Origin of the sequence: Nonomuraea sp. NPDC050691 (assembly GCF_040654455.1) — a bacterium.
Classification (GTDB): Bacteria; Actinomycetota; Actinomycetes; order Streptosporangiales; family Streptosporangiaceae; genus Nonomuraea.
Map to the genome: position 1 here is coordinate 1 of NZ_JBFAIA010000093.1, position 17,266 is coordinate 17,266.

General features: G+C 73.3%; 17 protein-coding genes and 1 pseudogene. 10 read left to right on the forward strand and 8 right to left on the reverse strand.

The features are described from left to right. Nucleotides 1–215 (reverse strand): annotated as a pseudogene (locus AB0H81_RS27785) (hypothetical protein); the annotation flags it as partial. Between AB0H81_RS27785 and AB0H81_RS27790 the strand changes: the two are divergent. The 4 genes from AB0H81_RS27790 to AB0H81_RS27805 all read left to right on the forward strand — a co-directional run bounded on the left by AB0H81_RS27790 (nt 175) and on the right by AB0H81_RS27805 (nt 5,340). Beyond that, nucleotides 175–1,008: a hypothetical protein gene (locus AB0H81_RS27790; RefSeq protein WP_358380445.1), complete on the forward strand. Its 834-nt coding sequence runs from the start codon at nt 175–177 to the stop codon at nt 1,006–1,008. The pseudogene AB0H81_RS27785 and the gene AB0H81_RS27790 overlap by 41 nt on opposite strands. Before the next feature lie 56 nt (nt 1,009–1,064). Beyond that, nucleotides 1,065–2,699 carry an AMP-binding protein gene (locus AB0H81_RS27795; protein ID WP_358380447.1) on the forward strand — a complete coding sequence of 545 codons (1,635 nt, stop codon included), beginning with the start codon at nt 1,065–1,067 and terminating at the stop codon, nt 2,697–2,699. Between the two features lie 89 nt (nt 2,700–2,788). Further along, nucleotides 2,789–4,090: an FAD-dependent oxidoreductase gene (locus tag AB0H81_RS27800; RefSeq protein WP_358380449.1), complete on the forward strand. Its 1,302-nt coding sequence runs from the start codon at nt 2,789–2,791 to the stop codon at nt 4,088–4,090. Between the two features lie 56 nt (nt 4,091–4,146). Continuing rightward, a complete protein-coding gene (locus AB0H81_RS27805) occupies nt 4,147–5,340 on the forward strand; it encodes an aldolase (RefSeq protein WP_358380451.1) in 1,194 nt (397 codons plus the stop codon). A gap of 118 nt (nt 5,341–5,458) precedes the next feature. Here AB0H81_RS27805 and AB0H81_RS27810 read toward each other — a convergent pair whose 3' ends face one another. The 5 genes from AB0H81_RS27810 to AB0H81_RS27830 form a co-directional block, all read right to left on the reverse strand. Further along, on the reverse strand, nt 5,459–6,139 hold the full coding sequence (locus AB0H81_RS27810) for a copper homeostasis protein CutC (protein WP_358380453.1): 681 nt from the start codon (nt 6,137–6,139) through the stop codon (nt 5,459–5,461). A 113-nt stretch (nt 6,140–6,252) separates the two neighbouring features. Further along, complete coding sequence (locus AB0H81_RS27815) at nt 6,253–6,906, reverse strand: GNAT family N-acetyltransferase (protein ID WP_358380455.1); 654 nt, start codon at nt 6,904–6,906, stop codon at nt 6,253–6,255. A gap of 209 nt (nt 6,907–7,115) precedes the next feature. Beyond that, nucleotides 7,116–7,853: a GntR family transcriptional regulator gene (locus tag AB0H81_RS27820; protein ID WP_358380457.1), complete on the reverse strand. Its 738-nt coding sequence runs from the start codon at nt 7,851–7,853 to the stop codon at nt 7,116–7,118. A gap of 521 nt (nt 7,854–8,374) precedes the next feature. Next, complete coding sequence (locus tag AB0H81_RS27825) at nt 8,375–8,776, reverse strand: zinc ribbon domain-containing protein (RefSeq protein WP_358380459.1); 402 nt, start codon at nt 8,774–8,776, stop codon at nt 8,375–8,377. A gap of 4 nt (nt 8,777–8,780) precedes the next feature. Further along, on the reverse strand, nt 8,781–9,950 hold the full coding sequence (locus tag AB0H81_RS27830) for an acetyl-CoA acetyltransferase (protein ID WP_358380461.1): 1,170 nt from the start codon (nt 9,948–9,950) through the stop codon (nt 8,781–8,783). 233 nt (nt 9,951–10,183) lie between these two features. Here AB0H81_RS27830 and AB0H81_RS27835 point away from each other — a divergent pair, with 233 nt between their 5' ends. The 6 genes from AB0H81_RS27835 to AB0H81_RS27860 all read left to right on the forward strand — a co-directional run bounded on the left by AB0H81_RS27835 (nt 10,184) and on the right by AB0H81_RS27860 (nt 15,397). Then, the gene (locus AB0H81_RS27835; protein ID WP_358380505.1) at nt 10,184–10,705 is read left to right on the forward strand and encodes a flavin reductase family protein; all 522 of its coding nucleotides are present in this window, start codon (nt 10,184–10,186) and stop codon (nt 10,703–10,705) included. Next, a complete protein-coding gene (locus AB0H81_RS27840; RefSeq protein WP_358380463.1) occupies nt 10,641–11,819 on the forward strand; it encodes an acyl-CoA dehydrogenase family protein in 1,179 nt (392 codons plus the stop codon). The genes AB0H81_RS27835 and AB0H81_RS27840 overlap by 65 nt, the downstream gene beginning before the upstream one ends. Before the next feature lie 21 nt (nt 11,820–11,840). Next, nucleotides 11,841–12,614, forward strand: coding sequence for an SDR family oxidoreductase (locus AB0H81_RS27845; RefSeq protein ID WP_358380465.1), 774 nt, complete (start codon nt 11,841–11,843; stop codon nt 12,612–12,614). 38 nt (nt 12,615–12,652) lie between these two features. Next, entirely contained in the window at nt 12,653–12,997 is a 345-nt protein-coding gene (locus AB0H81_RS27850) for a PadR family transcriptional regulator (protein ID WP_358380467.1), read from the forward strand. Beyond that, on the forward strand, nt 12,994–14,037 hold the full coding sequence (locus AB0H81_RS27855) for a hypothetical protein (RefSeq protein ID WP_358380469.1): 1,044 nt from the start codon (nt 12,994–12,996) through the stop codon (nt 14,035–14,037). Before AB0H81_RS27850 ends, AB0H81_RS27855 begins: the two co-directional genes overlap by 4 nt. Nucleotides 14,038–14,101: 64 nt before the next feature. Then, complete coding sequence (locus AB0H81_RS27860; RefSeq protein WP_358380471.1) at nt 14,102–15,397, forward strand: DUF2252 domain-containing protein; 1,296 nt, start codon at nt 14,102–14,104, stop codon at nt 15,395–15,397. A gap of 9 nt (nt 15,398–15,406) precedes the next feature. On the opposite strand, the gene AB0H81_RS27865 is transcribed toward AB0H81_RS27860, so the two are convergent. Further along, on the reverse strand, nt 15,407–16,204 hold the full coding sequence (locus AB0H81_RS27865) for a hypothetical protein (RefSeq protein ID WP_358380473.1): 798 nt from the start codon (nt 16,202–16,204) through the stop codon (nt 15,407–15,409). A gap of 417 nt (nt 16,205–16,621) precedes the next feature. Next, the gene (locus AB0H81_RS27870; protein ID WP_358380475.1) at nt 16,622–16,894 is read right to left on the reverse strand and encodes a hypothetical protein; all 273 of its coding nucleotides are present in this window, start codon (nt 16,892–16,894) and stop codon (nt 16,622–16,624) included. Between the last annotated feature and the right edge of the window lie 372 nt (nt 16,895–17,266).

Below are 17,266 nucleotides of genomic sequence, written 5' to 3' on the forward strand. Positions count from 1 at the left end.
GCCAGCACGTCGACCGGCAGCACCAGCTCGACGCCCCGCTCGGCGGCCAGGTCGAGGAAGCCGCGCACCTGGTCGAGCTGGTCCTCCAGCAGCACCGAGCCGGCCGGCGCGCTGTGGGCCTCGGCCGCCTCCCGGGTGGCCGCCGCCGCGGCGTCGGTGGGACCGCGCGGCCGGATGCGCCTGCACCACGCCCTGTCGGCGCTCGGGGCCACCACGCTGGTCGCCACCCCCACCGGCGCCATGGACTTCCTGGCCCGGCTCCACCTGGAGTTCCTGCTCGACCCGCTCGACCTCGGGCTCCGCCACATCGTGCTCACCGGCGAGATCGCCTCGAAGCGGACCCTCGGCCACCTCGCGGGCGAGTTCGACGCCGAGGTCCACGAGGTGTACTCGAGCCCGTTCAGCGGCGGCGCCCTGGCCTGGCGGGCGTCGGAGGACGAGCCGCTCACGCCGCTCGCCGACGGCCTGCTGCGGCCGGCCGCGCTCGGCAAGGACGAGTTGCTGCCGGAGGCCGCCGGCGCGGCCGAGCTGGTGATCACGCCGGCCGGCCACTCGACGCTCGGCGACGCCGTGCTGCGCACCGGGCAGGTGGTACGCGTCCCGGCGGACGGCCCCGGCCCCCCTGACGGCGCTTCGGCGGCTTCCCGCGCGGACGGGATTCCCGCGCCGGCGCACACCGTGGGCGACCACGTGCTCGTCCGCGGGGTGTGGCTGTCGCTGCCCCGCATAGGCCGGACCCTCGCCAAGATCGACGGGGTGGCCCGCTGGGAGCTCGGCGTCACCAGGCAGGGCACGCTCGACGCGGCCGTGCTGACCGTGACGTTCAACCGGCCCAGCCTCGTGGGCAACCCGATGTGGCGCTCGCGCCTCCAGGAGTCCATGCGGGCGCTGACGCCGATCACGCTCAAGGTGGAGATCGCCCCCGAGGTCGCAGAGACGTCCTCCCCCGGCATGGTGAGCGACCTGCGCGGTCACCACCTCGGCCGCGACCGGGCGCTCGTGAGCTGACCCCGGCGAGCACCCCAGCAGCTCGTGACCCGACCCCTCCTGGAGGCGCGAGAGCCGTGGAACCGGTGCCCGACTGGGGGACGATCCCCCGCATGCTGCGCGACCAGGCCGCCCGTCACCCGGACGCGACCGTCGTGGCCGGCGGCGAGGCCCGTGCGAGCGACGCCCGCATGAGCATGGCCGAGCTGCTCGGCGAGGCCACGCGGGTGGCGCGAGGGCTGATGGCCCTCGGCGTCGGGCCGGGCGACCGGGTCGCGCTGTGGGGCGTGAACGATCCGTCCTGGGTGGTCCACGCCTTCGGTGTCTGGTGCGCCGGGGCGGTGATCGTGCCGCTGTCCTCCCGGGCCAAGGGGCTGGAGGCGGCGGCGATGATCCGCAAGGCCGGCGCCCGGGTACTGATCACGGGCGAGGGGGCGGGGCGCACGGTCCTGGCGGACCTCCTGCCGCCGGGCACCGGCCTGCTCCACGCGGTGGTCCCCGCCCCCTCCCGGCCCGATCCCGGCGCCTCCCCGCCCGGGCCCGGGCGGCTCACGGCGCCGGAGCTGCGGGAACGGGGCGAGGAGGTCACGCCGGACGCCGCCGAGGAGCGGGCGCTGGCCGTACGGCCGGACGACCTGTGCGAGATCATGTCCACCTCCGGCACCACCGGCACACCCAAGGGCGTCATGCTGGACCACGCCCAGGTGCTGCGCGGCTACTGGGACTGGGCCGAGATCGTCACCCTGCGCGAGGACGACCGCTACCCGGTCATCGCGCCGTTCAGCCACGGCTTCGGGCTGAACGCGGGGCTGCTCGCCTGCGTGCTGCGGCGCGCCACGATGCTGCCGATCCCGGTGTTCACACCCGACGGGCTGATGGAGCTCGTCTCCTCCGGCCGGATCAGCGTCCTGGCCGGGCCGCCCACGCTGTTCCACCGGCTGCTGGACGAGCTGGACCGGGGCGCGTGGGACGTCTCGTCGCTGCGCCTGGCCATCTGCGGGGCCGCCGCCGTGCCGCCGTCGCTCATCACCCGGCTGGTCGAGCAGGTCGGCGTGGAACGGGTGATCAACGCCTACGGGCTGATGGAGGGCACGGTCGTCTCCATGACCCGGGCCGGCGACCCGGTCGAGGTGGTCGCCGCCACCACCGGGCGCACGGTGCCCGGCATCGAGGTCAGGATCGTGGACGACGCGGGCAAGGACGTCCCGGCCGGCGAGCGGGGGGAGATCCTGCAACGCGGCTACGGCGTGATGCGCGGCTACTGGGACGAGCCGGAGCGGACCGCCGAGGTGGTCGACGCGGACGGATGGCTGCACACGGGCGACGTCGGCGTGCTCGACGCGGCGGGGAACCTCGCGATCGTGGACCGCAAGAAAGAGCTCTACATCGTCAACGGCTTCAACGTCTCGCCCGCCGAGGTCGAGTCGCTGCTGCTGCGCGAGGGCTCGCTGGCGCAGGCCGCCGTGGTCGGGGTGCCGGACCCCGTCTCCGGGGAGGCGGGCCGCGCGTACGTCGTGCCGCGTCCCGGCGCCGAGGTGGACGCGGCGGCGCTGATGGCCTGGGCGAAGGAGAACATGTCCAACTACAAGGTGCCGAAGCGGATCGTCGTGGTGGACGCCCTTCCCGTCAACGCCAACGGCAAGATCGACAAGCTGGTCCTGCGGGCCCGCGCGACACGGGAGGACTCCGAGCCCGAAAAGAGGCTGTCATAGGCGCCCGCACGGGTAACAATCGCCACGAGGCGGCGATGCCGGCCGGACGACGTGCCCGTGCCGCGGAGTCGCCGTCGCAGGGAGGCGACGTGGCGTTGCGCGTGGCGGTCATCGGATCGGGTCCCGCGGGGATCTACACGGCCGAAGCCCTGGTCAAGCAGTCGTCGGAGCCGGTCGAGATCGACGTGCTCGAACGGCTGCCCACGCCGTACGGGCTGGTCAGGTACGGCGTCGCGCCCGACCACACCTCGATCAAGTCCATCGCCGGCTACCTGCGGCGGGTGCTGGAGCTGCCTCAGGTGCGCTTCCTCGGCGGTGTCACGCTCGGCGCCGACGTGTCCGTGAGCGACCTCCTGAGCGCCTACGACGCCGTCGTGTACGCCACGGGCGCGATGGTGGACCGGCGCCTCGGCATCCCCGGCGAGGACCTGCCGGGCAGCGTGGCGGCCACCGACTTCGTGAACTGGTACTGCGGCCACCCCGACGTGGGTGCCGGCCGGTTCGCCCTCGACAGCTCCGAGGTGGCGGTCATCGGTGTCGGCAACGTGGCCGTGGACGTGGTGCGGATCCTGGCCAAGACGGCCGCCGAGCTGAGCGGGACGGACGTGCCGCACGAGGTGCTGGAGCGCCTGCGCGTCAGCCAGGTCAAGGCCATCCACATGATCGGCCGGCGGGGGCCGGAGCACGCCAAGTTCACCCTCAAGGAGCTGCGCGAGCTGGGCGAGCTGGCCAACGCCGACGTGTGCGTGCGCCCGGAGGAGGCGGTCGTCCTCGGCGGCGACTACCCGCGCCAGGTGCGGGGCAACATCGAGGTGCTGCGGTCGTGGTCCGAGCGGGCTCCGCAGGGCCGGCCGCGCCGCCTCGACGTGCGCTTCTGGCTGCGTCCCGTGGAGATCCTCGGCGCCGACCGGGTCGAGGGGCTGCGGCTCGAACGCACCCGCCTGACGCCGGAGGGGCGCGTGGAGGGCACCGGCGAGTTCGAGACGCTGCCGGTGGGGATGGTGCTGCGCTCCGTCGGCTACCAGAGCGTTCCGCTGCCGGACGTGCCGTTCTCGATGGAGACCATGACCGTGCCGAACGAGGCCGGGCGGGTCCGCGAGCGGGAGTACGTCGCGGGCTGGCTCAAGCGCGGGCCGACCGGGGTGATCGGCACGAACAAGTCCGACGCCGCCGAGACCGTGCGCACGATGCTGGCCGACCTCGCGGGCCGCGAGCACGAGCTGAAGACCGACCTCGACACGCTGCTGGCCGAGCGCGGGGTGCGGCCGGTCACCTACGACGAGTGGCTGGGCATCGAGGCGGCCGAGGCCGAGCTGGGCCGCTCACTCGGCCGCGGCGAACGCGTCAAGCTGCCCGGCCTGGAGGCCATGCTGCGCGCCTGCCGCCCCTGATCGGCTCCGGCCGGGCCCGGCCAGGGGGCGGCCAGGGGGCGGCTAGGGTGCAGGGCATGCGGGTGACCATGGGCGACGTGCCGCTGAACGGATTCGAGGACGCCTTGCGGACCCAGCGGGCGCGCTATCCCGGCGCGGACCCCGCGTGGCGGCCGGGGTGGCAGCCGGTGCACACGGTGTACGTGCCGGCCGACCGGTTCGCCGCCGGCACGGTCGCGGAGTGGGGCGAGGGCGCCCTGGCCCTGGCGCGGGCGCACCTGGCCGGTCCCGCCGAGGTCGCGGACGTGTTCGGGGTGCCGGAGGGGCTGGCGCCGGCCGTGCACGAGCGGGTGCTGCGCAAGCTCGCCCGCGAGCCGGTCGAGGACCTGCGGATCGACTTCGAGGACGGCTACGGCGCGCGGCCCGGCGAGGAGGAGGACGCGCACGCCGTGCGGGCCGCCGAGGCGGTCGCGCGGATGCGGGCCGCGGGGACGCTGCCGCGGCGGTGGGGGCTGCGGGTCAAGTCCTTCGCCGACGGCGACCCGGCGCGGTCGGCGCGCACGCTCGACGGCTTCCTCACCGAGGTGGCGGAGCGGTGCGGCGAGCTGCCGCCGGGATTCGTGGTGACCTTCCCCAAGGTGCTCATGGAGGAGTACCTCATGGAGTTCGCCGACCTGCTGGCCCGGCTCGAACGCGGGCTGGAGCGCGGGCTCGGCGCCGGAGCGGAGGTGCGGCTGCGTTTCGAGACGCAGGTGGAGGCGCCGCAGACGCTGCCGTTCCTGCGGGGCGACCTCGTGGAGAGGCTGGACGGCCGGCTGGCCGGCGCGCACTTCGGGGTGTTCGACTACACGGCGGCGATCGGCCTGCCGCCGGACGAGCAGCGGCTCGACCACCCGGCCTGCGACCACGCGCGGCACGTCATGCGGACGGCGTTCGCGGGGACGGGGGTGGAGCTGTCGGACGGGTCGCTGGCGGCCTCGCCCGCCTCGGGGTCGGCCGCGGACGTACGGGCGCTGTGGCGGCGGCACGCGGAACTGGTGCGGCACTCCCTGGCCCACGGCTTCCATCAGGGGTGGGACATGCATCCCGCGCACCTGGTGAGCCGGTTCGCCGCGGTGTACGCCTTCCACCTGGCGACGTACGACGCGTACCGGGAGCGGGTGCGGGCCTGGGAGGAGCGGCGCGCGGCGGACGGCGGGATCATGGACGAGCCCGCCACGATCAGGACGCTCGCGACGGCCCTGGCCCGCGCGGACGCCGCCCTGTCCTGACGGCCTCCCGGACTCGGTCGCGCCGAGTCCGGTCGCACAGAATCCGGACGCGCAGAATCAGGGCGCGCAGAATCCGGGCGCGCAGAATCCGGGCGCGCAGAATCCGGGCGCGCAGGGTTCAGTCGCGCTCGACGAGGGCGCGCCACCGCTGGACCAGCCGCCAGTCGACGGGCTCCGACCAGCTCTCCCGTACGGCGGAGCCGACGTGGAAGGCGCGCACGCCGTAGTCGAGCAGGGCGGGCACGTGCGGCGGCTTGAGCCCGCCCCCGGCGAGGATGATCGAGCCGTCGCCCGCCTCGGCGCGGCTCTTGAGCACCGGCAGCCCGTCGGCCACGCCGGTGGGCGCGCCCGAGGTGAGGACGGTCGCGAGGTTCGGCAGGAGGCGCACGGCCCGCCAGGCCGCCTGCACGTCGGCCGCGTGGTCCACCGCCCGGTGGAACGTCCAGGGCAGCGGCGAGACGGCGTGGATGAGCGCCTCCGTGGCGGCCAGGTTCACCGCCCCTTCCCCGTCGAGGAAGCCGAAGACGAACCCGGCCGCGCCCGCCTGGGCCAGTTCCTTGGCGTCGCGCCGCAGCCGGTCGAGCGTCTCGGGCCCGGCCGTGAACGTGGCGTCGAGGCGCAGCATGACCATCTGGGGCAGCGGGCACTCGGCCGCGATGGCGGCGACGGTCTCCGGCGCCGGGGTGAGCCCGTCGGCCGCCATGTCGGCGACGACCTCCACGCGGTCGGCGCCGCCTCGCTCGGCGGCCACGGCATCGCGCACGTCCAGCGCGATCACCTCAAGGAGGGATCCGGTCATGAGGAGAGGTTATCGGGTGCTCTACCCCTTTCAGTGGGCGAAGCCCCAAAAGCCCGTTACGCCCCACTCGACCCCAGCCCGTAGCACCTCCGGAACACCCCCGGAGAGGAACCTCAGGCGCCGATGAGCTCGGGGAGGGTGAGGTCGCGGAAGGCGGTGATCAGGGTGTCGTCCGCCGGCCGCTGGAAGAGGGCGCCGGAGGCGCGGTGCGGGAGGTCCACGGTGCGGACGTGGTGGAAGCCGCGCCGCCGGTAGTAGTCCTGGAGCTCCGGGTTGCGCTTGGCGCAGTCGAGCCGCAGCCAGCGGCGTCCGGTGGCGCGGGCCGTGGCCCCCGCCCAGTCCAGCAGGGCGTCGCCCAGTCCCGTGCCGGCCCAGGGCCGGGCCACGGCGAGCTTGTGGACGTACAGCGCCGCGCCGGGGTCGTCGGCGGGCGTCCAGAACTCGGGGTCGGCGTGGTCGTCCAGGGCGATGGTGGCGACCGGGGGGACGTCCTCGTCCGGGTCGAGGTAGCGCAGCTCGTCGTCCAGCAGGAACAGCACGCGCTCCTCGATCAGCGGCTCGATGCGCTCGGGGCCGAAGCCGCCCCGGGGCCACTGGCTCACCCCCTTGGAGTGCAGCCACTCGGCCGTGTCGGCGAGAAGGGTGAGCACGCCCTTGAGATCGGAGCTGTCGGCCCGGCGCAGTGCCAGCGGGTGCAGGAGGGTGGCCGAGGCGAAGGAGGAGGCGGAGAAGGGGGCCGTGGTGCCGGAGACGGTGACGGAGTGCATGGTTCGCCCTTTCGATGCGTTGGGTGTCCAAGCAGTAGCGCACGGTGATGACGCTGTGGCACGCAAGCTCGGCGTGGGGTGACTAAAGGCGATATGTACGCATAAATGCGCATAAATGGGTGCAGGGGAGTACGCGCAGCTCCCCTAGCCCTGCGAGGCCGGATTTCTCGCGGCGGGCCGCCGGCGGGATCACCCCCAACCGAGCTCGACTAGCGGCGATCGAGCTCGTATCTGATCAAGTGCTTGTCCGCGGGTAGCACCGAGACCGCGACTCGCACCGGCATATCAGCCCTGTCGTAACCAACTCGGACATACACGACAACAGGCGTGCCCAGTTCCAATTGAAGCCGTTCGGCTTCCTCTTGGTTGGGCATTCGCGCCCAAATGTCGTCAATCACGCGAACTTGTTCGTGGCCGAGCTCCTCCAGAACCCGGTTCGCCCCTCGCGCGATGTCCCCTGGCCTGGCGATTTCGGAGTTGGCCACCAAATCGCGGGGGAAGTAGGAGTCGTTGGTGTTGTACGGCTGCCCGTCCACGAAGCGGAGCCGCCGGCGCACCACGGCGAGCTCCCCGTCGGCCAGCTCCAGTCGGCTGGCGATCTCCTCGACGGGCGTGACGGTCAGCACCTCGATGAGCTGGCTGGGCGCGCGGCCCTCCTGCGTGACGGCGTAGGCGAAGGCCTCGCGCAGTTCGCCGCTCGGCTGGGGCTCCAGCTCTCGCTGCGGGTAGATGAGCAGCGGCCTGCGGTCCCGGACGACCGTGCCGCGGCGCGGCGTGCGGGTGACCAGCCCCTCGTTGACCAGCTCTCCGAGAGCCAGCCGGACGGTGTTGCGGCTCACCCCATGGTCCTCCATGAGCTGAGCCTCGGTCGGCAGCTGCGCTCCGGGACCGAGTGCACCGGAGTAGATGGCCTTCCGTAGTTCGGAAGCCACCTGCTGGTACAGCACCGACCTTGCCACTTTCACCCCTTATTGTGCCAACAATTTAGACGATCTGGTTCTAGCAGGCCACAACCCCTTGACCAAAGGGCCCCGACAGCCGCATCATCCATTCGTTGGTACAAATCCATCGAAAGGCCCGGGAGGGGGTGAGGGCCGGTGTTGCCGGTCCACGCGGGTACGCCATACCTGCCCTGGCAAGACCCAGACGATGCACCACGTTTACTGCGTTACGCGGTGCGCCGCCATACGTTCGGTCTTACCTGCACGGACACCCGGAATGGCAGTCCCGTACCGATCAGGTCGACCGAGCGTTGCCGGCATCCGGAGTCCTCGCACTCCCCCACCGACTCCGTGCGCGAACCATCGATCTAGGACTCCAACCCTCGCCGGAGTCCTGGCGTCGCCGCGCATGGGGCTGGAAGCGCGTCCTGGCGGGTCCCCCACGCCCGCCAGGACGCGCGTTCCGTTCTCGGCCCCACCGCGCCTCCACGGCCTTCCCAGCGCCGCGTACGACCTGCCGGCGCGCCTCACTCCCCCGCGGGTTCCCAGTCGACGAGCGTGAACCCGCCCGCTCCCGGCGTGAACGCACCCCTGACCCGCTCCCCGCCCACCGGCTCCCGGGCCGCCCGCCACCCGCCGTGCAGCAGGCAGTCCGGCACGGCGTCCGGCCGCACCATGACCACCACGTACGGCTCCCCGTCGCCCGCGCCGAACGCCTGATGGTTGACGATCCAGCTCTCCACGGTCCCCTCGGGTTCGGCGGCCTCCCAGTGCCACCGCTCGGCGCGGCAGACCGGGCAGAACGCCCGGGCCGGGAAGCGCGCGCGGCCGCAGGCGTCGCACCGCTGCACCGCGAACTCCCCCCGCCCGGTCCGCTCCCACCACGGGGCCGAGTCACGGTCCGTCGTCACCTGGAACACCGGGCGCATGCGATCAGTCCTTCCTGAGGATCAGCGCCGACGTCGCGGGCAGGATGTACCCGGGCTGGGCCGTCGACAGGGCCACCTCCGCGCCCGGCACCTGGCGGTCCCCCGCGTCGCCGCGCAGCTGCGAGACGGCCTCGGCGATGTGATTCATGCCGTGGACGTAGCCCTCCGACAGGAAGCCGCCGTGGGTGTTGACCGGCAGCTCGCCGTCCAGGGCCGTGGCGCCCGAGGCCACGTACGGGCCACCCTCCCCCTTCGGGCAGAACCCGTAGTCCTCCAGCTGGACGAGCACGGAGTAGGTGAAGCAGTCGTAGATCTGGGCCACGTCCACGTCCCGCGGGCCGAGGCCGGCCTGACCGTACAGGCGGGGCGCGAGGGCGGCGGCGGCCGTGGTGGTGGGGTCGGCGGGCCCGCCCGACAGGTGGCTCTCCCCGCCGCCCCAGGCGGCGGCCGAGACGAGCACGGGCGGCCGGCGCAGGTCGCGCGCCCGCTCGGCGGTGGTGACGACCAGCGCGCAGGCGCCGTCGGTCTCCAGGCAGCAGTCGAGCAGCCGGAACGGCTCGGCGATCCACCGGCTGGCGAGGTAGTCGTCGAGCGTGATGGGCGCGCGCATGAGGGCGCGAGGGTTCTTGACGGCGTTGGCGCGCTGGGTGACGGCCAGCCGGCCGAAGTGCTCGGCCGTGGTGCCGTACTTCAGCATGTGCGCGCGGGCGTACATCGCGTACTGCTGCGGGGGCGCGAAGTAGCCGTACGGCGCCTGGTACTGCACCTCGGGGCTCGCGGGCAGGCCGCGGCCGGTGCCGCCCATGCGGAACTCCGAGCGGGCGTTGATCGCGCGGTAGCAGACCACGGTCTCGGCCACGCCGGCGGCCACGGCCAGCGCGGCCTGGCCGACGACGGCGTGGGAGACGCTGCCGCCGCCGAACTGGTCGAGGTGCCAGCTCAGGTCGCGGACGCCGAGCGCGGGACCGACGAGGGTGGGCGCGGCGGAGTCGCCGACGCGATGGGTGGCCAGGCCGTCCACGTCGCCGGGGCCGAGCCCGGCGTCCTCCAGGGCGGCCATGACCGCGCGGCAGGCCAGCGTGAGGGTGCTGACGCCGGAGTCCTTGGTGAACGGTGTCCAGCCCACGCCCGCGACGGCCGTACGATCCCGGAAATCAAGCAAGCGCTTGGCCATCAACCCACGCTAGGGCGCCGGTCGCGAGCGTGTCAACGAGACCCGCGAGCCGGGGCGGCTTGACAGGTTTTCCGCCCCGCGCCTACCGTCCAAGCAAGCGCTTGGTAAGATACCTCCACCAGGCGGACGAAGGAGGCCACACGATGAGCACACACGCTGCCCGGCTGGTCACGCCGGACGGCTGTGCCGGCCGTCCCACGCCCTACCAGCGCAGGACCCTCCACGGAGCCGCCATGCCCAACGGCCCTATCCCCCAGAGCGCGAACGGCCATCTCGACGCCCTGCGGTTCCGGCAGGTGCTCGGACGGTTCGCCACCGGCGTCGTGGCGATCACCGCGCTCGACCCCGCGACCGGCAGCCCGTGCGGGCTGGCGGCCAACTCGTTCACGTCGGTGTCGCTCGACCCGCCGCTCGTCGCGTTCTGCGTGGCGCACACCAGCACGAGCTGGCCGCGCGTACGGGACGCCGAGGTGGTGACCGTGAACGTGCTGGCCGAGCACCAGCAGCCGGTGTGCGTGCAGATGGCGACCAGGGGCGGCGACAAGTTCGCCGGGCTGAAGTGGACCGGCTCCCCCGGCGGCAACCCCGTGCTGGACGGGGCCCTGGCCTGGATCGACTGCTCGATCGAGGCCGAGCACCCGGCCGGCGACCACGTGATCGTGGTCGCCCGGGTGCTCCAGCTCGACGTCCATGCCGACGGCGGTCCGCTGGTGTTCTTCCGCGGCGGGTACGGGGGCTTCGTTGAGCCTGCGTGAAGAGGCGCGGGCCTGGCTGGAGGAGAACCTGACCGGCGCGTTCGCCGGAGCGCGGGGCCTCGGCGGGCCCGGCCGCGAGCACGAGGGGCACGAGATCCGGCTGGCATGGGAGCGCCACCTCGGCAAGGCGGGCTGGACCTGCCTGGCCTGGCCCGAGCGGTACGGCGGGCGCGAGGCGTCCCTGGCCGACCAGGTGGCCTTCCACGAGGAGTACGCCCTGGCCGACGCCCCGGCCCGCGTCGGCCACATCGGCGAGGGGCTGCTCGGCCCCACCCTCCTCCAGTTCGGCACGGACGAGCAGAAGGCCCGGTTCCTCCCGCCCGTCCAGCGCGGCGAGGAACTGTGGTGCCAGGGCTACTCCGAGCCGGACGCGGGCTCCGACCTGGCCGGCGTGCGCACCCGCGCGAGCCTCGAGGGCGGCCGGTGGGTGATCACCGGGCAGAAGGTGTGGACGTCGCTGGCCCACGTGGCCGACTGGTGCTTCGCGCTCTGCCGTACCGAGCCGGGCTCCCAGCGGCACCGAGGCCTCTCGTACCTGCTGGTGCCGATGCGGCAGCCCGGCGTCGAGGTGCGGCCGATCGTCCAGATGACCGGCACCTCGGAGTTCAACGAGGTGTTCTTCGACGGCGCGACCACCGACGCCGCGAACGTCGTCGGCGCGCCCGGCGACGGCTGGCGGGTGGCCATGGCCACGCTCGCCCACGAGCGCGGCGCGTCCACGCTGGGGCAGCAGATCGGGTTCCGGCGGGAGCTGGACAAGGTCATCGAGACGGCCCGGCGTACGGGGGCCGCCGAGGACCCGGTGCTGCGCGACCGGCTGGTCCGGGCGTGGCTGGAGCTGCGGATCATGCGGCTGAACGCGCTGCGGACGATGCGGCCCGACCCGGGCCCCGAGGCGTCGATCGGCAAACTCTACTGGTCGGAGTGGCACCGCAGGCTCGGCGAGCTGGCCCAGGCCGTCCAGGGCCGGGCCGGGCTCGTCGCCCCCGGCGGCGAGCTGAACGACCTGCAGCGGCTCTACCTGTTCAGCCGCGCCGACACCATCTACGCGGGGTCCAGCGAGATCCAGCGCACCATCATCGCCGAGCGGACGCTGGGCCTGCCCCGGCAGTAGTCCTCTGGAGACGGGAGCACGATGGGACCGCTCTACCCGCGGGCGCACGGCCTGCTCGACGGCAAGGTCACGCTCGTGACGGCCGCGGCGGGGGCCGGCATCGGCTACGCGACCGCCCGGCGCTGCGCCGAGGAGGGTGCCGTCGTCGTCGTGTCCGACCGGCACGAGCGGCGCCTGGGCGAGGCCGCCGAGGCGCTGGCCGGGCTGACCGGCGTCAAGCCGCTGGCCGTGCCGTGCGACGTGACGTCGCAGGAGCAGGTGGAGGAACTGTTCGAGGCGGTGGAACGGCGGCACGGGCGGCTGGACGTGCTCGTCAACAACGCCGGGCTGGGCGGGACGGCCGAGCTGGCGGCGATGACCGACGAGCAGTGGCACGCGGTCATCGACGTGACGCTGAACGGCACCATGCGCTGCACCCGGGCCGCCCTGCGCCGGATGTTCGCCCAGGGCTCCGGCGTCATCGTCAACAACGCCTCCGTCGTCGGCTGGCGGGCGCAGCGCGGGCAGGCACACTACGCGGCGGCCAAGGCCGGCGTCATGGCGCTGACCCGGTGCGTCGCACTGGAGGCGGCCGGGCACGGCGTGCGGGTCAACGCGGTGGCGCCGTCGCTGGCCGTCCACCCGTTCCTGGCGAAGGTGACCAGCGAGGACGTGCTGGCGGAGCTGACGGCGCGCGAGGCGTTCGGCCGCTCGGCGGAGCCGTGGGAGGTGGCCAACGTCATCGTCTTCCTGGCCAGCGACTACGCGTCGTACATGACGGGCGAGGTCGTGTCGGTGTCCTCGCAGCACCCCTGACACTCACGATATCTTGTCTCGCAAGATATAGTGGGCTCGTGAACGTCACGGAGCCCATGTTCCTCGCCCTCACCGCGCTGGTGGACGAGCCCCGGCACGGCTACGGCATCGTCCAGGAGGTCGAGCGCCTTTCCGGCGGGCGGGTGCAGCTCAAGATCGGCAGTCTGTACGGCGTGCTGGACCGGCTCGCCGGCGACGGGCTGGTCGAACTCGACCGCGAGGAGGTGTGGCGGGGGCGGCTGCGGCGCTACTACCGGCTGACCGACGAGGGCGCGCGGGTCCTGGAGGAGGAGGCCGCCCGGCTGGCCGCCAACGCCGCCGCCGCGCGTTCCCGCCTGCGGGCGAGGGGTCTGTCCGCGCGCCCTGCGGGAGGCCCGGCATGACCGCCCCCGAACCACCGTCCACCGAGCGTCTGGAGGAATTCGTGAGCAATGCCGAGCCCGTGCTGCTGGAGCGTCGCTACCGTGCGGCGCTGCGGCTCCTGCCCGCCTCCTACCGGGCCGAGCGGGAGGAGGAGATGGTGGCGGCGTTCCTGGAGATGTCCGGCGACGTGCCCGACGAGCGCGGCCCCCGGCCGCGGTGGGGCGAGATCGCCAGCGTGGCCGCCCTCGCGGTGCGGGTGCGGCTCGGCGGCGCGGGCGCGCGGGCCGCCGCCCTGGGTGAGACGGTCCGGCTCGTCGCGCTGCTCGGCCTGGGGTTCCAGGCGATGCTGGGGGTTCACGGCCTCGTGTGGCTGGCGGCCATGGCGACCGGGTACCTGCCCAGCCCGGACATCGCCACCGGCGCCGACCCCTTCGCGGCGGTGGCGGACGTGCTGTGGGTCGTCGCGTTCACGGCCGCCGTGCGGGGCTCCACCGGTCCGGCCAAGCCCGTGGCCGTCGCGGCGGCGGCGGTCTCGCTCGTGCTGCTCGGCCCGGCCGCCCACCTCACCTGGACAGCGGCGCCCGCCGCGCTCATGGCGTCGGTGCCCGTGATCGCCCTGCTGGCCGGCTTCCACGGCGAGGCGCCGGTGACCGTCCGCCCGTGGCGCCTCGTCCTGCTGCCGATGGCCGTCACCCTGCTGGTGATGGCCGCCGTCCTGCCGGTGGCGCTGCTGCCGTGGGCCGTCCTGCCCGAACCGCTCCTGGCCGTGTCGGAGCTGGTCCAGCCCGACGCGATCGCGACCGTGGCGTGCGCCGTGGCCTGCGCCGTCGCCCTGCGCCGCGGATGGGCCCCCTCGGCGCGCCTGGCCCTGGCGGCGGCGGCCACGCTGCTGCTCGCGTGGCGCCTGCCCCTGGCGGTGCCGATGCCGGACGCCGAGTTCGTGTGGGTGCCCGCCGCCGTGCTGTGCGCCGTGCTGACGGCGGTGATCGTGCCGCTGGTCGTCACCGGCAGGCGGCTGCTGCCCCCGGCACGGCGAGCCGAGTCCGGACCGGCTGCCTGACCGGCCGCGACATCCGCTCTGACAACCTAGGCGGCGGGGGCGGGGACGCCCTACTGTCCGGTGTATGGCAACCCGCTCCTCCTTCCTGCTCGACGTCCTCACCGCCGAGTTCGGCGAGTCGATCCAGCGCGAACCGGCCGCGTTCCGGCGCAAGTTCCGCAAGATGGCCGCCTCGCCGTTCGCGTTCTACCGTGGCAGCGCGAGCCTGTTCTACGCCGACCTCACCGGCGACTTCGCCGACGACGCCTATCTGGACGGGCCCACCAGCCGGGTCTGGATCCACGGTGACCTGCACGCCGAGAACTTCGGCACGTACATGAACGCCTCCGGCGTGCTCGTCTTCAACGTCAACGACTTCGACGAGGCGTACGTCGGGCCGTACACCTGGGACCTCAAGCGCTTCGCCGCGAGCGTCGCGCTCATCGGGTACGCCAAGGCGCTGTCCGACGAGGTGATCACCGCGCTCGTGCGCGGCTTCGCCCTCTCGTACCTGGACGAGCTGACCGCCATCGCCCGCGGCGGCGACGACGCCATCGGATCGCTCACGCTCGGCACCACGACCGGCGTCCTGCACCGGGTGCTCCAGACGGCGCGGCTGCGGACCCGGGTGGCGATGCTCGACGTCGAGACCGTCATCGACGACTACGACCGGCGCTTCGCGATCATGGAGGGGCGGGAGCCGGTCGACCCGGACGTCCGCTCGGCCGTGCTCGCGGCGTTCGAGGACTACCTGGCCACGCTGCCCGCGCAGACGACCTCCGTCGAGCACGTCATCAAGGACGTGGCGCTGCGCAAGGGCGTGGGCATCGGCTCGGCCGGGCTGCCCTCGTACAACCTGCTGCTGGAGGGCCGGTCGCAGGCGCTGGAGAACGACGTCATCCTCTACATGAAGCAGGCCCAGGTGCCGGCCGTGGCCAGGTACATCACCGACGAGAAGGTGGCCGGTTACTTCCTGCACCAGGGACACCGGACGGCCGAGTCGCAGCGGGCGCTGCAGGCGTACGCGGACCCGTGGCTCGGCTACACCACGCTCGGCGGCGTGGGGCAGCTCGTGGCCGAGGTCTCGCCGTACTCCGCCGACCTCGACTGGGACGACGTCAACGAGCCGGCCGAGCTGGACTCGATCATGCGCGACCTGGGCCGGGCGGTGGCGCGCATGCACGCCGTCGCCGACGACGAGTCCAGTCACGACCTCGTGGACTTCTCGACCGAGGAGTCGATCGTGGCGGTGGTGGGCGACGACAGCACCGGGTTCATCGGCATGCTGGTGGACTTCGCGCACCGGTACGGGACCCAGGCGCGGGCCGACCACCAGACCTTCGTCGACCTCTTCCGCAATGGCCGGCTCCCCGGCGTGTGACCCCTTGCCTCAGAGGAGTTCGCGCAGCGCCCTGGCCAGGTTGCGGGGCGCCTGCGGCTCGTAGCGCAGGAACAGGTACGGCTCGGTGAGCTCCAGCTCGATCACCACCGGCGTCCCGTCGGGCAGCCGGACCAGGTCGATCCGCGCGTACAGAAGGGCCTGGGGGATGGCGGCAAGCACCTTCTCGGCGAGTTCCACCTGGTCCGGGTCCGGGGTGCGGAGCTGCGCCCGCACGTGATCGGCACCCGACTTGCCCGGGGCGAGCATGGGAGTGCGGCGGACGGCGTGGCTGAGGCGGCGGTTGAAGTACAGGAGCGAGGTCTCGCCCTCGGACTCGACCATGTCGAGGTAGGGCTGGACCATGGGCGTGCGGCCGGACGCCTCCAGCCGTGCGGCGTGCGCGGCGGCCTCGGCGCCGTCGGTGGTCCTGATGGTGTCGCGGGCACCCGCCGAGATCGCGGGCTTGACGACGTACTCCTGCCAGTCGGGGAGGCCCTCCGCCGACCAGCGCGTGGGCACGACGGGGACCCCCAGACGGCGGAGGTACGTCTTGTCGGTGTTGTCCGCCAGCACGGACGCGGGGTTGAGCAGCCTCGTGCGTTCCTCGACTCGCCGGGCCCAGGCCAGGAACTCGTCGCGCCGGGTGACGTAGTCCCACACGGAGCGCACGACGACGGCGTCGTAGGCCGCCCAGCCGACCGCGGGGTCGTCCCAGCGCTCGGCCCGCCCGTCGATGCCCTCCTCCCTCCAGGCGGCCAGGGCGATCTCGCGCTCGTCGTCATGACCGTCTTTGTCGTCAAACGTCACATATGCACAGGTAGTCACGGCGACGATGGTACGGCCCACCACCCGAACGCCCCGGGAGGCGGGTACTGACGCGGACGACCTGGACGGCCTTTCAGGCGGCCAGCCTCAATGCCCCGGCCGGCGGGGAAATGGGTGCCGACCTGGACGGCCCGGGAAGTGGGGAGGGGCCCACCTCCCGGGGGTCATCATCGCGCGGGGCTCTCCCGGCTTCGCGCTGCCCGCCACTCGGGGCCTCGAGCCGCCCACCGGATCCATGAGCCGCTCGCCGGGATCCATGAGCGGCCCGCCGGGATCCATGAGCGGCCCGCCGGGATCCTTGCGCGGCCCGCCGAGACCCTGGGGGCCCGCCGAGACCCTCACGGCACTCGTCGGGGCGCTTGGAGCCGGGGCGCTTGGAGGGGGAACCCGTTGCGGCGCCTAGTCGACGCGGTTGTTCACGGCCGCGCCGCTGCGGCGGGCGGCGGTGGAGGTGTTGGCGTTGACCGAGGTGACGTTGGTGGAGGCGCCGGTGCCCCTGTTCTGAACGGCGATGTTGCCGAAGATGTTGCCCGACTGGGAGGACTCGCGGTTGGAGCTGGAGTCGGAGACGGCGGTGTCGGCGTTGGCGGGGATGGCGGCCAGGCTCGCGGCCGTCGCGAGAGTGGCGCCGGCGGCGGCCAGGACGAGGCCGGTGGCGCAAAGCTTCTTCATGAGGATCTCCTTGGGTTCGAGGTTGTTGTTGCTGGTTCAGGGGCGAGAGGTCAGGGACGGAAGTCGTCGACCCGCGGCTCTGGGGGCCACCGGTCCAGGCGAAATCGGGGCGACGCTCCGGTGAAGGTGAGACCGGCCTGGCTGAAGAGCTGCCGGTCGGAGCCGAGAAGGAGCCGTCCGCCGGAGAAGAACCCCCCGGGGGATGAGGGCCCAGGGAGAGTGAGGCCCACCGGGGGAGAGCCTCTCCGGCGGAGGAGCTCCCGGAAGGGGCTGCCTGCCCGGGAGGGAATGGCAGGCATAGGCGGCCTGCCGGGAAGGGAGCGGCAGGCAGCATCGTGCGTAGGGACGTTGGCGTGCGTTGGATGTCGGTGC

Bases quoted from the DNA above. Each gene is read 5' to 3' on its own strand.
- AB0H81_RS27815 (WP_358380455.1), bottom strand. From the start codon at position 6,906: ATGCACTCCGTCACCGTCTCCGGCACCACGGCCCCCTTCTCCGCCTCC.
- AB0H81_RS27870 (WP_358380475.1), bottom strand. From the start codon at position 16,894: ATGAAGAAGCTTTGCGCCACCGGCCTCGTCCTGGCCGCCGCCGGCGCC.
- AB0H81_RS27790 (WP_358380445.1), top strand. From the start codon at position 175: ATGCGCCTGCACCACGCCCTGTCGGCGCTCGGGGCCACCACGCTGGTC.
- AB0H81_RS27825 (WP_358380459.1), bottom strand. From the start codon at position 8,776: ATGCGCCCGGTGTTCCAGGTGACGACGGACCGTGACTCGGCCCCGTGG.
- AB0H81_RS27835 (WP_358380505.1), top strand. From the start codon at position 10,184: ATGCCCAACGGCCCTATCCCCCAGAGCGCGAACGGCCATCTCGACGCC.
- AB0H81_RS27840 (WP_358380463.1), top strand. From the start codon at position 10,641: ATGCCGACGGCGGTCCGCTGGTGTTCTTCCGCGGCGGGTACGGGGGCT.
- AB0H81_RS27805 (WP_358380451.1), top strand. From the start codon at position 4,147: ATGCGGGTGACCATGGGCGACGTGCCGCTGAACGGATTCGAGGACGCC.
- AB0H81_RS27855 (WP_358380469.1), top strand. From the start codon at position 12,994: ATGACCGCCCCCGAACCACCGTCCACCGAGCGTCTGGAGGAATTCGTG.
- AB0H81_RS27810 (WP_358380453.1), bottom strand. From the start codon at position 6,139: ATGACCGGATCCCTCCTTGAGGTGATCGCGCTGGACGTGCGCGATGCC.
- AB0H81_RS27860 (WP_358380471.1), top strand. From the start codon at position 14,102: ATGGCAACCCGCTCCTCCTTCCTGCTCGACGTCCTCACCGCCGAGTTC.
- AB0H81_RS27830 (WP_358380461.1), bottom strand. From the start codon at position 9,950: ATGGCCAAGCGCTTGCTTGATTTCCGGGATCGTACGGCCGTCGCGGGC.
- AB0H81_RS27845 (WP_358380465.1), top strand. From the start codon at position 11,841: ATGGGACCGCTCTACCCGCGGGCGCACGGCCTGCTCGACGGCAAGGTC.